This window comes from Sphingobium sp. 15-1, assembly GCF_013375535.1.
Classification (GTDB): Bacteria; Pseudomonadota; Alphaproteobacteria; order Sphingomonadales; family Sphingomonadaceae; genus Sphingobium; species Sphingobium aromaticivastans.
This window is the reverse complement of record NZ_JABXJG010000003.1, coordinates 764,821-779,036: the sequence shown is the minus strand read 5'-3', so window position 1 is coordinate 779,036 and position 14,216 is coordinate 764,821. Positions and strand designations below refer to the sequence as shown.

9 protein-coding genes and 1 pseudogene are annotated in these 14,216 nt (G+C 62.4%); 2 read left to right on the top strand and 8 right to left on the bottom strand.

Features of this window, described 5'->3' with window-relative positions; genetic code table 11:
• Positions 1 to 245: 245 nt before the first annotated feature.
• From HUK72_RS26690 to HUK72_RS26680, 3 genes and pseudogenes are all read right to left on the bottom strand, one after another.
• The gene (locus HUK72_RS26690) at positions 246 to 3,515 is read right to left on the bottom strand and encodes an error-prone DNA polymerase (RefSeq protein ID WP_066701113.1); all 3,270 of its coding nucleotides are present in this window, start codon (positions 3,513 to 3,515) and stop codon (positions 246 to 248) included.
• Entirely contained in the window at positions 3,512 to 5,068 is a 1,557-nt protein-coding gene (locus HUK72_RS26685; RefSeq protein WP_066701114.1) for a DUF6504 family protein, read from the bottom strand. The genes HUK72_RS26690 and HUK72_RS26685 overlap by 4 nt, the downstream gene beginning before the upstream one ends.
• Positions 4,989 to 5,700: pseudogene (locus tag HUK72_RS26680) on the bottom strand (ImuA family protein). Before HUK72_RS26680 ends, HUK72_RS26685 begins: the two are co-directional and overlap by 80 nt.
• Before the next feature lie 174 nt (positions 5,701 to 5,874).
• On the opposite strand from HUK72_RS26680, the gene HUK72_RS26675 reads away from it, so the two are divergent.
• Entirely contained in the window at positions 5,875 to 6,408 is a 534-nt protein-coding gene (locus HUK72_RS26675; protein WP_066701116.1) for a hypothetical protein, read from the top strand.
• Here the strand turns inward: HUK72_RS26675 and HUK72_RS26670 are convergent.
• The gene (locus HUK72_RS26670; RefSeq protein ID WP_066701117.1) at positions 6,394 to 6,612 is read right to left on the bottom strand and encodes a hypothetical protein; all 219 of its coding nucleotides are present in this window, start codon (positions 6,610 to 6,612) and stop codon (positions 6,394 to 6,396) included. The two genes, HUK72_RS26675 and HUK72_RS26670, sit on opposite strands and share 15 nt — an antisense overlap.
• A 171-nt stretch (positions 6,613 to 6,783) precedes the next feature.
• On the opposite strand from HUK72_RS26670, the gene HUK72_RS26665 reads away from it, so the two are divergent.
• Positions 6,784 to 6,987, top strand: a complete 204-nt coding sequence (locus HUK72_RS26665) for a hypothetical protein (RefSeq protein WP_070936279.1) — start codon at positions 6,784 to 6,786, stop codon at positions 6,985 to 6,987.
• Positions 6,988 to 6,995: 8 nt separating this feature from the next.
• Here HUK72_RS26665 and HUK72_RS26660 read toward each other — a convergent pair whose 3' ends face one another.
• The 4 genes from HUK72_RS26660 to HUK72_RS26645 form a co-directional block, all read right to left on the bottom strand.
• Positions 6,996 to 9,809: a conjugal transfer protein TraG N-terminal domain-containing protein gene (locus HUK72_RS26660; protein WP_066701127.1), complete on the bottom strand. Its 2,814-nt coding sequence runs from the start codon at positions 9,807 to 9,809 to the stop codon at positions 6,996 to 6,998.
• Between the two features lie 18 nt (positions 9,810 to 9,827).
• Positions 9,828 to 11,282, bottom strand: a complete 1,455-nt coding sequence (locus tag HUK72_RS26655) for a conjugal transfer protein TraH (RefSeq protein WP_066701128.1) — start codon at positions 11,280 to 11,282, stop codon at positions 9,828 to 9,830.
• Positions 11,282 to 12,109 (bottom strand): conjugal transfer protein TraF, encoded by an 828-nt coding sequence (locus tag HUK72_RS26650; RefSeq protein ID WP_083216030.1) that lies wholly within the window; start codon positions 12,107 to 12,109, stop codon positions 11,282 to 11,284. The genes HUK72_RS26655 and HUK72_RS26650 overlap by 1 nt, the downstream gene beginning before the upstream one ends.
• Positions 12,110 to 12,392: 283 nt before the next feature.
• The gene (locus tag HUK72_RS26645) at positions 12,393 to 14,186 is read right to left on the bottom strand and encodes a conjugal transfer protein TraN (protein ID WP_070936368.1); all 1,794 of its coding nucleotides are present in this window, start codon (positions 14,184 to 14,186) and stop codon (positions 12,393 to 12,395) included.
• Between the last annotated feature and the right edge of the window lie 30 nt (positions 14,187 to 14,216).

Here is a 14,216-nt window from a genome sequence, read left to right as displayed (position 1 = left end):
GTTGCTGGCGCGCCTCGTTCACCCGCTCACACGTCAATGGCGTGAACAGAAACACTGTGACGCGTTGGCCGTAAGCTGGCCCCCGAAGGCGATATAGGAATGGTCCAGGCTCCCTGCCATGAGCTGGAATGATGTCTCTCGCCCGAATACCTATGCACCGACCGGCTAGTCTAATGACAAGCTCCCACTGCGCCGAACTTCTCTCGTTTTCCCCCGGAGCTGCGAGCCGGCGAGTTTGGACAGGATCAGCGGAAATCACGCGAACGGACCCTTATGCCGGGATCAGGCGGTGGCGTCAGCGATCTGCGATCCCACGATACCAGATCACGGGGATCGCACCGCAGCGGATGTTTGGCCACGTCAGCGCGACTAACCCGGTAGATATCGGCGACATCCGTGCGTGTGCCAACGCTGGCAAGGAGCGGCGACAAATCATCGAGCCGCTGGGCGACCACATGGATAACCTCGCCCTCGCGCTGCACCTGGCCTCGCACGCCCATCATCGACGCACCCAGGACGGCGCGCCGATGCTTCTCGAACACGTTGGTCCATACCACCAGGTTGGCGACGTTCGTTTCGTCCTCCAGCGTGATGAACATGACGCCCTTGGCGGAGCCCGGCTTCTGTCTGACCAGCACGATCCCCGCGAGATTGATCCAGCGGCCGTCTTTCATGGACTGCAGCTCATCGCAGGTGATCATCTTGCGATTGCGCAATTCGTCGCGCAGGAACGCCAGCGGATGAGCCCGCAGCGACAGGCCAGAGGCCCGATAATCCTCGACCACTTCCGCGCCGGCGCCCATAGGCGCAAGGATGACCGTCGGCTCGATCGCTTCCTGGCGTAGCTTGCCTTCACGTTCGTCCGCCGCAGCGAACAAGGGCAATGCTGCATTGCCGAGCCCCTTAACGCTCCACAGTCCCTCACGCCGATTGTTCCCCAATGAGCCGAACCCATCGGCTTCGCCGATCCGATCCAGAGCGCCGCGCCCCACGCCGGCACGCCGCTGGATTTCCTCGACGCTCTCATAGTGTTGATCGGCGCGCGCCGTGACGATCGCCGCGGCATCGCGGTTGGCGAGCTCATTCACCATGCGAAGGCCCAGCCGAACGGCGAGATAGCGGCCGCCCGTTGGCTCAAGGGTGCAATCCCAGCGGCTGTGATTGACGTCGATCGGGCGGATCTCGACGCCATGCTGACGCGCGTCGCGGACGATTTGGGCCGGGGCATAAAAGCCCATGGGCTGGGCATTTAGCAGCGCGGCGCAAAACACATCTGGATGATGGCATTTCACCCAACTGCTGGCGTAGGCGATCAGCGCAAAGCTCGCGGCGTGGCTTTCCGGGAAACCATAGGAGCCGAAGCCCTCGATCTGTTTGAAGGTGCGCTCCGCGAATTCCTGATCGTATCCGCGCGCGACCATGCCATCGATCAGCTTGTCCCGAAAATGTGAGACGCCGCCTGTCAGCTTGAACGTCGCCATCGCGCGCCGAAGCAGATCCGCTTCGCTCGGTGTGAAGCCAGCGCATTCGATGGCCACGCGCATCGCCTGCTCCTGAAACAGCGGCACCCCCAAGGTCTTCTCGAGCACGCGCCGCAGTTCCTCGGTCGGATAGGTGACGGCCTCCTCGCCGTTGCGCCGGCGACGATAAGGGTGGACCATATCGCCCTGGATCGGCCCGGGGCGCACGATCGCCACCTGAATGACCAGATCATAGAAGGTGCGCGGCGCCATCAACGGAATGGACGCCATCTGTGCGCGGCTCTCGATCTGGAAGACACCCAAGGTATCGGCCTTGCGGATCATCGCGTAGGTCGCCGGATCCTCGGCGGGGATGGTCGCGAGATCGAGCTTCAGGCCCTTGTCATTCTCCATGAACTCGAACGCCCGCCGCATGCACGACAACATGCCCAGCGCCAGGACATCGACCTTCATGAAGCCCAGGAGATCGATATCGTCTTTGTCCCATTCGATCACCTGTCGATCTTCCATCGCAGCCGGCTCGATGGGCACCAGTTCGTCAAGCCGATCGCGCGTCAGCACGAATCCGCCAGGATGCTGCGACAAATGGCGCGGCGTATTGATGAGCTGACGGGCCAATTCCAGGGTCAGCACCAGGCGCCGGTCGGCGAGGTCCAGATTGAGCTCTTCCGCGTGTTTTTCCTCGACGCCATCCTGGCTCCATCCCCAGACGGACCCGGCCAGACCCGCCGTCATGTCCTCGCTCAGGCCGAGCGCCTTGCCGACTTCGCGGACCGCGCCCCGCGCGCGATAGCGGGTCACGACGGCCGTCAGCGCCGAGTGCGTCCGCCCATAAGTCTCATAAATCCACTGGATCACTTCCTCCCGGCGCTCATGCTCGAAATCGACGTCGATATCGGGCGGCTCGCGCCGCTCGGCCGACACGAAACGCTCGAACAGCAATTCCGAGCGCACCGGATCGATCGAGGTGATGCCCAGCACGTAGCAAACGGCACTGTTCGCGGCCGACCCACGTCCCTGGCAGATAATCTCGCGCCGCCGCGCTTCGGTCACGATGGAATGGACGGTCAGGAAATAGGGCGCATACTCAAGGTCCGCGATGAGCTTCAGTTCGTGCACCAGTTGCGAGCGCACCTTGTCATCGACCCCCTCGGGATAGCGGTCGGGGGCTTTCTCCCAGGTCAGCCGCTCCAGCTCCTCCTGCGGCGTCCGGCCGGGCACATTGATCTCATCCGGATATTGGTAACGGAGCTCCTCAAGGCTGAAACTGCACCGCGCTGCGATCTCGAGCGTGCGAGAGACGGGCGACGCATCCTTGAGATAGCGACGGAACAGCCGCTCCATTTCCTGGCCGGTCTTGAGATGCCGATCGGCGAACCGCTCGCGCCGAGCGCCCAATTCGTCGATCGTGCATTTCTCCCGGATGCAAGTGACAACATCCTGCAGCATGTGGCGCTCCGCCGCGTGGTAGAGCACGTCATTGGTCGCGACCGTAGGAACGCGAGCCGCAGCCGCCAGGTTCGCGAGATCACGCAGCCGGATCGCATCTTTCGGTCGCCGCCGGATCGTCAGAGCCAGATAGGCACGGTCGGCGAAAATCCGTTTCGTCCGCGCAAGGGCGGCCTCGGTGCCGACGTCTGCCCGGTCAGGACTCAGGATCGCGATGAGCCCGTCATTCCATTGTTCGACATCCGACCAGTCGAGATGACAGGCTCCCTTGCCGCCGCGTTCTTTGCCGATGCTGAGCAGTCGGCACATTCGGCCATAGGCTGCGCGATCCGTCGGATAGAGCAGTAGCGCCGTGCCGTCGCTCAGATCGATCCTGCATCCGATGATGGCACGAACGCCGGTGGTCCGTTCGGCATCCCAGGCCCGGACGATGCCGGCGACCGATCCTCGATCAACGACGCCGAGAGCAGGCAATCCGAGCAATGCGGCCGCGGCGAACAGCTCCTCGGGGGATGATGCGCCCCTCAGGAAGCTGAAGTGCGTCGTAACCTGCAGCTCGACATAGTTGGCGTCGACCTCGCTCATGCGAACGCACCGTGGATGAACCAGCGCATGGTGCCCGTAGCCGGATTTACGCCGTCACCGAGCCGGAACAGCCAGTACCGACCGCCTGTCTCGGTCTCGACCTGATAATAATCCCGGACGATCAGCGCCTTGTCGGCCTCATTGCCGCTCTCGCGCCACCATTCGCCGTGCAAGCGTTCCGGACCATCGCCTCGGGTCACCCGATAGCGCTTTCGACGCCACACGAAGAGGCGAGGGGCATCGTCTGGCAGCAGGGCGACCACGTCGATTGGCTCGGGTCGATCCAACATGCGGGCGGGGCGAGGGAGGTCATCGTCCCACTGGGCGCCGCTATCTTTCGCAAGGGCGGGCATCGTGGTGATCGAGCGCTCAGGCATACTGCTCGCGTGCGGTGCCGCCCGATGCAGGCTCCGTGGACCAAAACGGTTGGCGAGCGCATCGACCAGAGAGGCGAGGTTCGGCCCGCGTCGCGGGCTTTCCAACCCTTCATCCTGTTGGGCCGCGAGCGCGTCAGCCAGCGGCGTCACGAGGGTCATTGCCTCAATGCCAAGCCCTGGCTCGACCGTCTCGATCTTAGCGCACAGCAATTTCGCGAGATGGCCTGCGTCGCGGGATGCGGTTGCGGTCCCGATGCGGATCGCCTGATTGTGGCCGTCCACACGGTGGAAATAGCAATCCAATCGGCGAGCACCCTTGCCGATACAGGTGAGCTGCCCCACCACATCGGCAACGAGATCGCCGATCACCTGGGCGAAGGCTTCAGGTGTCGCGATCGGCTCCATGAAACCTCGACGGGCCCGCGGCAGATGTTCAGGGTAGATCGGCTCGATCGGCTCGGGCACGAAGCCGAGCGCCTGATCCAGCCGCCGATGCAATTCGCGGCCGAACCGTTTGGCGAGAGGGCCGCGCGGCGCACCGATGAGCTGTTCGATCCGCTCAAATCCGAGCTTGCGCAAACCTTCGACCTCGCGTCCTGGCAATCGCAACGCCGATATCGGCAGGATGGAAATGGCAGTGCGGTGTCCGCCCGGCTCGATCGTGACCGGCCGGCCGGCGGGTACATGCCGCGCAACGGCATGGGCGCAGCCTGCAGTGTCGGCCACAGCGATCTGCAGAGCCAGCCCCGACGCGGCAACACGGCGATGGAGATCCTTGAGCAGCGCCTTCTCGGTGCCAAAGAGACCCGCGCAGCCGGTGATGTCGAGCCAGATTCCGTCGGGCGCATCCGGTGATACGAAGGGTGAGTATCGGCGGCCCGCCCATAGCGCGAGATCGCGAAGTCCCTGCAGGTCGCCCTCCGGGTCGGCATCGACGACCTGCAATTCAGGGGCAAACGCTCGGGCCTTCGTCACGGTCATGCCGACGCGGACACCGAGCGCCTTAGCCTCGGCATCGACGGCAGCAATGACTTTCCTGCCGTGATCGGGCACCGCGGTCACCAGCGGAAGATCAAGGACCAGGCCGTCACGGCACTCAGGCGACAATTTTGCGATCTTCCGCCGCAGCCGGTCGGTCGACCAGTGCGGCAGGAAGAGCGATACGACCCGTCGCATCGCACGCCTCCACGATCCAGGCGTGCGGATTACCACCGCGCACACGTTCCAAATCCACATGCCAGCGAGGGCGACCCAGGCTCGGCAGACCGAGATCTTCGCTTGGTGAAGCGGTGATCCGCCAGCGTGTCATCGCTGCCGTCCCTTCGGCGACCTGTTCGGCCTTCGCCGCGCGACGAAACACGAAGGCCGCTACACCCGAGCTTTCCGCCGCCAATTGCAGGCGCTTCGATGCAGTAGTCGAATATTTCCCGACTTCGCCAACCACACCGGCGATGCCAGGGTGATGCAGGCACTCCTCCATCGCGAGCAGGACATTGGTGTCGCTGCCGGCCTCGACATAGATGACCCGATCTGGATGAAGACCGGCGAGATGAAGGGCAGGGGCAAACAGGTCGCGCCAGCGCAGGCACCAGAAGACGGGACCTTCCATTCGCGCCAGGATTCCCGCCAGAAAGACCGTCGCACTCGCCTAGTCCGCGAGATCGGGACTGCCCATCATTTCATGGAGAGCACCTGCAGCAATGCCTCCGCCCGGCAATCGCGTCGATGCCGAACGGGATCGCTTCGCGCTGAACGCCTACGCCCTCGATACGCGCTCGCAAATCTTCAAGGACGGTTGATTGACGCATGGCATTCAGGAGACTCGGGACTCGTTGATTCGTTCCTTATTTGTTCCTGTTCCCGGCGATGAGTCAAGCAGCTCAAATGCACCGCTTCCGAAGCCTGTGGAATCCGCCAGAAAAAAAGCGCCTTCGGTCCTTTGTGGGATTCACATCCACCAAAGTGCATAGTAGATTCATGCTATGTTCCATCAGGCAGACCTATTCGAAGCATCCGTCGAACCCGCGCGAGGGATGGACACGCCGGGGCTTTTGGCGGCGATCGCCGCAGCTTCGCCGCGGCCAAAATTCTCCTACATGCTCCTCCAGCTCCTGGAGGAAGTCGCTGACGAAAAGGGCAGGGCTGGACCGAGCGTGATGGTGAACGGCGACGCCGTGCCTGTCCGCGACTGGCTGTGCGATGCGCTGGCTCCGATCGCGCAGCGTACACCCTGGCGCCGTTCGACGATCGAAACCGTGCGGTCGGCACTTGAGCAGGCTGACGAACTACCGGCCGATCCGACACAGGCTGACCGTGTCATTGAAGAAAGGGTCCGTGAGCGGGTTCGCCAATCGGGCCGCTGCAATGTCAGCCGCGCAGTGTCGGATCTATGTCGGGGCGGCCTCCTGCGACGCCACTATCAGGGCTATCGGGTGGATCATCAAAATCGCGGCGCCCAGCGCGAGGCAGTCTACACGATCATGCCGGACACCTTGGCGGCGCTACGCCGGCGATGAGCTGCCGCTGATCGCAAGATCGGCTTCTACTGCGGTCGCGCGCATCAGGCGATCGGGCATCTCCAACAACTTCACGGCCGCCGCGGTGATCGCTTCGGCTTCGGTGGGATAGGATTCGGCCGAGCTGATCGATACCCCATCGGGCAATGCGACCGTTGCCTGAAATCCGTTGCCTTTAGGTGTCGCGCTCAATCGGACTTCCATGAAAGGTCTCCGCGTTGTATCGGGACTGATATTCTTATAAGATATTGATATTTAACATAATACTTATTATCGCTCTAAGAATTTGCGATTGTGGCACGTGTCCGCATCGGCCTATTCCGGTTTGAATGCGAAGTTACTCAATGATATGATGTCGGCGGTAGAAAGTCGCCCATGTTTGATACGATCACATACGCATTCACCAAAGATCTACCCGGCGGCCCAATCTATAGGCCGGCCGATCCGATGCCGCATGAGATCAATTCCGACGAGAGCGATGACGATACTAACGAGCTTTCGCGTGGCCGCCTGATCGGTGGCGTGATTTCGCTTGTCCTGCTCGTGGCGACGGGTGCCTATCTTTACCTGACGCTCTGACCGGTCCTTTACTTCCGCAAGTTCGGATCGGTGAAGAAACCGCGATTGAGTTCGCGGCCGACCTCGGATTGTAGATCAACATTCGCGCCACCGCGATTGTTACGGGCGGCTTCCGCTGCCGCCCGATCACCGTCCAGCTTCGCCTGTCCATCAGCGATCATGCGGGCAGCGGCGCCAGGGTCGCCGCCTCCCCCACCGCTACCGATCCCGCTAACCCCGCGCGGATTATAGGAGCCGCGCACATCGCCGGCGTCGAGATCGATCCGCGACACGTCGACCAGCGACGGGTCCTTGATATCGCCGCTGATCTCGGACCAAAGCGCGTCTCGTTTTTCCTGTGCCCACTGTTGAATCAATTGGTCACGGACCGCGCGCTTCTGCGGCGTTAAGTCGGTCGCCCAAAGCTCGGGCGCATCAAGGTTGGGATGAAGGGCCTGTTGCAGCCTGTACCATTGCGCAAGATCCTGGCTCATATTCTCGCTGAGCTGCATCCCGTGCGATTCGGCGAAGCTCGCATCGCGCGCGAGGGATTGCGATAGCTCTTCCATACGCCGCGCGGCCTCGGAATAGGATCGTGCCCGCGAAAGGGCGTCCTCGGTGCTCACCGAGGACGATGACGTCACCGATGACCGGCTGAACGAGCCTGAACGAACATAAGTGCCGTCGGATGTGCTAGCTCCGCTGCCGTTGGAGTGCTCGTCGCGCACACCGCTTGAAGACGAGCTGGAGCTGTCGGAGGAACGCGTTTGATCCGTGCCATAGCGAAGATTGTCGACCTGTTGCCCGGTCTTGCTGACCCCAAGGGAACCGCCGACATTGGGAAGAAGTCCCCCGCCGCCTGCCCGCCCACCGCCACCCTTACGACCTCCGCCGCCGCCGATGCCGCCATTGATCCCGCCGGTCACCTGATCGAGCGTGCCGGCTGACCGATCACGGCCCATCGAGATCCGATCGGTCAACCCGGTCGAGGAGCGCTCCTCTAGGCCCTGCGAGCTCGACCCGGTAACACGATCGAACTTCTCGACATTTGTATTTGCGGTGGACCCGCTTCCAGATTCAAAGCCTCTGGATCGCTCGGACGAGACCCCAAACGCACTTCGGTTCGTGTGTGTGCTGGTCAGAATATCCTGCGCGGCATTCTCCCACGCTTGCGCTTGGCGATGCGCCGCGCTCGACATTTCCCGCCATTCCGCGACGGTGCCGCTGTTCATGGTTGGCGTGAACCCCAGCCGCGAGATCGCGCCCGACATGTCGATGACATCTTGTCCATTGCCGAAGCCCGACACCACGGCGCCGTTGTCCTGGCGCCAACCCACGCTGGTCGCACCGCCCGTGAAACTCGGCGCAATCGACCATTGGTCGCTCTGGCGCATGTTCGACGTCGCATTCGCCCAGCTCACATTGCCGTAAGAATAGTTTCCCGTGGTCTGTTCCAGCGCGGCAGCCTCGGCGGCGTTCTGTGCCGGCGCAAGCATCGAGGTCGCCTGGCCCGCGATCGACATCGCGCCCCGTGCAAGACCCGCGGCGAGAAATGGGATGCTCATCAGCATGAAGCCGGCGATCGTCGCAGTCTCTCCATTCACGGCGCCGATGCCGGCATAGGTGCCCAGCGTGACGCCGCCGGGCGCGACCCCCGCGGCGGCGGCCTCGGCTCTTGTCATGCAGATCATGTGCAGGATGACATAGAGAGGCCCCCAGGCTGCGAGATAGAAGAAGCCCATCGCATAGCCCTTCAGGGTCGCGAGACCCGTTTGCGGCATCAGGAACAATGGGAATATCACCGGGAACATCGCGAAGAAGACCACGGTCAGCACGATGTTGAGGATGGGCACCCAGGCCATCGCCTGCTGTGCGATCGAATTATAAGTGTTGCGTGCCTGAATGTCGGCGCGGGTCTGCGCGAAGGTGTCGATCGTCGCCGCGCCCGATCCGCCCGCCATGCTGTTGCGGGCTTGCATGAAGGCGTTGATCGCCGTGTTCTGCCGCATGGAATCGCTGTAGTTGCTGCCCGAGCCGGTGAACGCGGCATTGGCGATCGGCAGATCGTGCCTCAGCTTGTCGGCCGCCAGCGCGTTGCTCAGCTTCGGGTAAAGCTCCTTCCCCCAGAACGGCGTGTTCGCCTCGATCATCGGCGCCCACCGCGCATTTAGCATGTCGTAAGCCTGCCGGCAGGTGACGATCGCGCTGGTGACGGTCCCATCGCCCTGCCGTTCGAGCCATTCCTGCGATCGGGCTTCCGAGCCGGGACCGATTTCCGCCCAGAGATCCTTCGATTGCGCCAGGACGGTCAGCGACTTCCGGTAGAGCATCACGTCCCCGAAGACGCATTTCTTGAAATGCTCCTCAAGATTGGTCGAGAACTCGGCATCGCGGATCACGAAGTTGCGAGTGGCGTCGAACAGGCGCGCGCCATAGACCATGCCGTTGGTCGAATAGTTGAGCTCGCTCGGCATCACGAAAACGGTCTCGGCCGTCCGCGTCAGCCAGTCGCCAATCTGCGTGGTGAAACTTGCCAGAACACCAAGCCCGAGCGGCACGTTCGCGACCGTTGCCGGTGCCAGTGACGGATTGATCCGGTCGGTGACCTTCACGTCGATGGTCGGCACCATGAGGCAGAGATAGATCGCCGTCGATTGCAGAAACCAGTTCATCCACACGCGAAAGTTCATCGTGAAGGCGACGACGAGCAGAGAGTAGATGAGCCCCATCACCATCACGACGCGGAGGAGCGAGCGGTATCCACCTCCCCCGGACCAGGCAGCGACGGCATTGAAGGTGTTGACGAGATATTCCCCGCCCCCGACCGTAAAGACCTCGAGCATCGCGCCGGCTCCCCTGCCCTAATTCAGCCCTTGTGCGTTCAACCCGCGCGAGAAATTGAGCGCGGACGCCATGCCCGGCGTCATCGAATTCTGGAGCGTGGATTCGAGCATGATGCTGCGATCGATGATCTGCATCGTCACCTGCAGCTTGTTGGAGAGCTTCACGTCACGCTGCGCGAATTTCTGCCGCGTCGCAGCGATTTGCTGTTTCCACTGCGTCGCGGTGGCCTGGTCGAACGTCTGATAGTGAGTCTGCGCCTGCTCGACGCGATCGAGCATGTTATCGAGCATCGCGGCCAGCAGATCGACTGCGACGATCTCTGAGAGCGTTTCGATTTCGCCGTCGGTCAGCGCGTAATGCGCATAGGCCTGGACTGACAGGATCTTGTAGAGCGGTACGGTCGCGAGGTTGAGGAGCTGCTTCTCCGAACCGTCGAGCGCGGTGTCCGTCCTGATCTTGCTGCTCATCGAGCGGATCATCCCTGCGATCCGCGGCCGCAACGCCGACGAGGCCGGCACCGTCAGGGTCTGCTCACCGACATCGTAGCAATCCGTGTCGTTGCACTTGAGCATCTTCACCGCCGGTGCGTTCGCCGTGCCGTCGAGCAGCGCCGTAACCACCGCCTCCTCGGCGGGCCCGAACATGATGACCTTCCCGCCTACGCTCGGATCGGTTGATGGCGTGGTGATCACCGTGCCGACGAGCGTCATGATATATTCGGAGAATGACTGGTCGAACGCCCCGAATTTGGCGGACTTCTTCAGCGCCTCCCAAGTGTAGTTGTGTGGCTCGCCGACGAGCTGGTCCTTCATGCTCGCATCGGTATTGCCAGCGATTGTGCTGTCCCGGCGGTTGCCGTTGTTGCAGCCTTGCCGTGAAGCGGCCCAATCGGAGAATATGCCCTGGCTGTTGCCGACCGCCTCGCAGATCGTCGAGCGGGTGGTTTCCATCTGCGGCCAGATTCCACCGACCAGCGCCTGCGCCGTCTCGCAGCTCGATATATTCATCTGGTTGAGAAGCTGCGCCTTCTGGCTGAACTCATCCATTACCTTCCCGATCTCTGGCGAAACGGAATCGATCGCGAGCTTGAAGGCGAAACCAAGGGCATTGTTGGCGGTCGCCTTCAACATCGCCACGATTTCCGAGGCGTTGATGAAGGAGAAGCTGCCTGCGAACAGGTCGATGCCGCCGCAGCCCGCCCGCGCGCTCGGAAGCTGCAGATTGAACGGCGAGACGCTCTTCTGCGGAAAGCGGGTCCACACGTTGCCAAGCGAGTAATAGCCCGCGGACTGACCCTGGAATGCCGTCGGCCCGGTGACATTTGCGGCGCCACCGGCATCGTTGAAGAAGCCGTTCATCTCAGACGCGACATCAGCGTGCGCGACGCCGACGATCGCGAAATGGGAAGCTGCGATTAACGCCAGACCAGAGCCGAACTTCCGGCGCAGGACGCCCTTTTTTGCCTGTGTCATCAATAGTCGCTCCCGACCTTGGTGTTGGTCAGCATGAAGATGCGGTCCATGATTTCGTCGGCGCTGAGCACGCCGTAGCCGACCGGAATCGTCCGCTTGGTCTGGGTATCGAACAGGACCAGCGCAGGCGTTTCATTGCCCGGCACACCCATTCGTGCCCGCTGCCCGGAATCGACGACGTAATTCGGAAAATCCCTGCTCGGCCCGCCGTCCATGGATACGGCCATCACCGTCATCCGATGACTATCGGTGACCGATCGCAGGATCGGCGCGAACACCTCGCACGCGCCGCAACTTTGGGCATAGAAATAGAACAGCCCGTAGCGCTGGCCGAGGCTGGTGAGGACAGCATCGCGGTCGGCCTTCCGATTATCGAGCCACAGACGCTTGCCGACCGTCGAAACCGGGCGTTGCAGCGTATAGTCGAGGTCCGGGTTCTGCCAGAGCGCGCGTTGCCAGGTGTCCGAGAATGTCGACGCGCGATCGAGCTGTTCGCGCTGGAAGCGGATATAGTTGATGACGTTCGCTTCCGTCGGCTCGAGGATGGCCTTGGCCTTCAGCTCGTCGAGTTGCTTGGCGATCGCGGCGATCCGATCCGTGGCGCGATCCGCTTCGACAGGCGTCGCCGGCTTGGCGTTGTCCATCGGCTTTGGCTTCGCGCAATAGAACCACTGCCCCAGCCTGCGCTCGCCGCAGTAGAATTCGTCCGGCCGATCCTGCTCGATGGTATCATTTCGGGCCGCGGGCGCGTCCTGGGCAAGCGCGGGCGCCCAAATCGCCGCCGAGAGAGCTGCCGCAAGGATCACCGTCCGGTCAAGAATTGCCATGTTCCGTCCCTCCCTCGGCCTTACCGGGCGACTGTGCAGGGCGTTCGCGGGGCGGGCTTTCTTTGCGCGCTTCCCAATCCGGTAAATGAACACAGCAATCGGCCACCGTTGCGGCGTGCCGGGAGGCGCACGGCGGGCGCGGCGACGGGCTCTCGTGCGCTGGCTGAAGCAGCAGCGCTGCCGCGATGACGGGCAGCTCAAGAAGCGGCATCGACATGATCATTCTCCCTGACTTTCTGGCTTCGGACGGCCTCCCCCCGGCGTGGTGCACATCTGACCCGCCTCATTTTCCGTGGAGGTCGTAGTAGGACTGAATTTTCGCCTGGATGTCCGTCATCGTCTGGACTTCGTCAGGCAGCTTCGCCGCATCCATGAAGTCCGCATACACCTCGGTGAAATTCATGACGGAGAGGTCGAGGCGGGCAAATTCGTCGACGGTGAAGCCCTGACACGTTTCCTTTTTGGCGCTCCCCCAAGGCTTGCCGAGCTGTGGCCGGCCCTGTTCCTGAAGCACGCGGCTGAGCTTGCTTTCAAAGCAGCAATAGGCGGTCCGCTTCGTTGTGCAGATGCCGAGGATCTTCGATGAGCAATAGGTTCCGAGATTGTGGCACAGACCCATCCGATCCTTGATGTCGAGCTTCATCTCGTCCTGCGAACAAGCGAACAGGGTCAGGAAGGGCGTCGCCAACGCGGCGATCGCCGCAGGCCCGCCGGCCAGTGCGGCTGCGCCTGCACCGACCGTCAGCAGGCCTGACGTTTTGCCGGCGCAGCAGTTGATGAGCCCGAACACCGGCTTGTGACAGGTCTCGCGATTGCCCTTGAAGACCGTGAAATTGGTCTCGTCGAACTCCTCACCGGCCTGGTCGATCGAATGCAAGGCGACGAGCGCATCCTTGAATTCGGTCGACGCCTCGCGAACGATCGGCTCGCAATCACCGTTGATGCAGTAGACATCGTCGCCGCAAATATATTGCGGTGCGTCGCTGGTCCCACTCAAGGGCGTCGGGCATTTATAAACCCGGTTTTCGACCTGACATGCGCCGCCGTTCGGTTCGTCATCAAGGCATTCGGTCCGCAAATAGGTGCAGGCCCGATTGCTCTCGAGGTCGCCGCAGTCGCTGGCGGGAGTCAGCGTGTGGCAGGTGAAGTCTCTTTTCCACGCCCAGCATGCCTGGGTTATCGGCACCCCATTGATGACGCGGGTCTCCGGGCCCTCGGTGCAAATCTCCCCCGCAGGATCGGCCGTGCACATGGCATCCGCTGTAAGATGTCCACAGCCGTCGGCCCTCTTGACGGTGACCTGCGTGTCGGTCGTTTTGGCATGCCAATCCCGTCCGGTAATCGGGCTAGGGAGGAAGGCAATTCCCGTCAGGTCCTGGGAGCAAACATATTCGGTGGCGTTGTAATCGTCGCAAAATTTGTTCGTCGAAACGCCGTAGATGCGATGGGCGGCGCACGCCTGCATCACCACGCCAGTCGGACGGCATGTCCCGGCCGTTATATGCGGCGCCATCGAATCGTACCGTGCGAACGGGGTGCCGTAGGCGCTGTTGGGAACCACAAAGAATTTGAAGGCGTCGACCGTCGTCGTCTCCGGCACCATCGTGATCGAGCAGGAGCGCGGCTGGTCCTCGATCTTCGTGCCCTGATTGCAGGTCGCTTCGTAGTAGCCTGCGTTCCCAACCGCCGGTGGCAACGGCACACAAGACCCGCCACCGCCGCTATAATCTTCACCGGCCAGATAGGTGGATGGATCGTTCTCAACCGACGTCGCCCTCTGCGTGGCCGCCAAGATCTCCGAATTGCTGAACGTCGCGCGCGTCCGATCGGCGTCCGTCGTGATGCGATATTGCTCGTTCGAGGACTTCGCCGATTGACCGGCCGCCTCAAGTCGCTCGGGATCGTCGAAATAGGAACCTTCGGGCAGGCTCGGGCCGGAATAGCCGGGGACCGCTGCCGCCTGGGCGTCACTCGACGGTACGAGCGTCGGATCGTTGCGCTTCTGGGTGCCGAGCTCCTTGCCCTGCTCCCGCGCCTCCTCGACGGTCGTTTGCGCCAGCGCCGGCGTTACGACCATCAGCGCGACAACGAGCGCAGCCGAGGCGGG

Coding starts and splice junctions, on each gene's coding strand:
- HUK72_RS26690 (WP_066701113.1), bottom strand. CDS start 3,515: ATGAGCGAGGTCGACGCCAACTATGTCGAGCTGCAGGTTACGACGCAC.
- HUK72_RS26685 (WP_066701114.1), bottom strand. CDS start 5,068: ATGCGACGGGTCGTATCGCTCTTCCTGCCGCACTGGTCGACCGACCGG.
- HUK72_RS26675 (WP_066701116.1), top strand. CDS start 5,875: ATGTTCCATCAGGCAGACCTATTCGAAGCATCCGTCGAACCCGCGCGA.
- HUK72_RS26670 (WP_066701117.1), bottom strand. CDS start 6,612: ATGGAAGTCCGATTGAGCGCGACACCTAAAGGCAACGGATTTCAGGCA.
- HUK72_RS26665 (WP_070936279.1), top strand. CDS start 6,784: ATGTTTGATACGATCACATACGCATTCACCAAAGATCTACCCGGCGGC.
- HUK72_RS26660 (WP_066701127.1), bottom strand. CDS start 9,809: ATGCTCGAGGTCTTTACGGTCGGGGGCGGGGAATATCTCGTCAACACC.
- HUK72_RS26655 (WP_066701128.1), bottom strand. CDS start 11,282: ATGACACAGGCAAAAAAGGGCGTCCTGCGCCGGAAGTTCGGCTCTGGT.
- HUK72_RS26650 (WP_083216030.1), bottom strand. CDS start 12,109: ATGGCAATTCTTGACCGGACGGTGATCCTTGCGGCAGCTCTCTCGGCG.
- HUK72_RS26645 (WP_070936368.1), bottom strand. CDS start 14,186: ATGGTCGTAACGCCGGCGCTGGCGCAAACGACCGTCGAGGAGGCGCGG.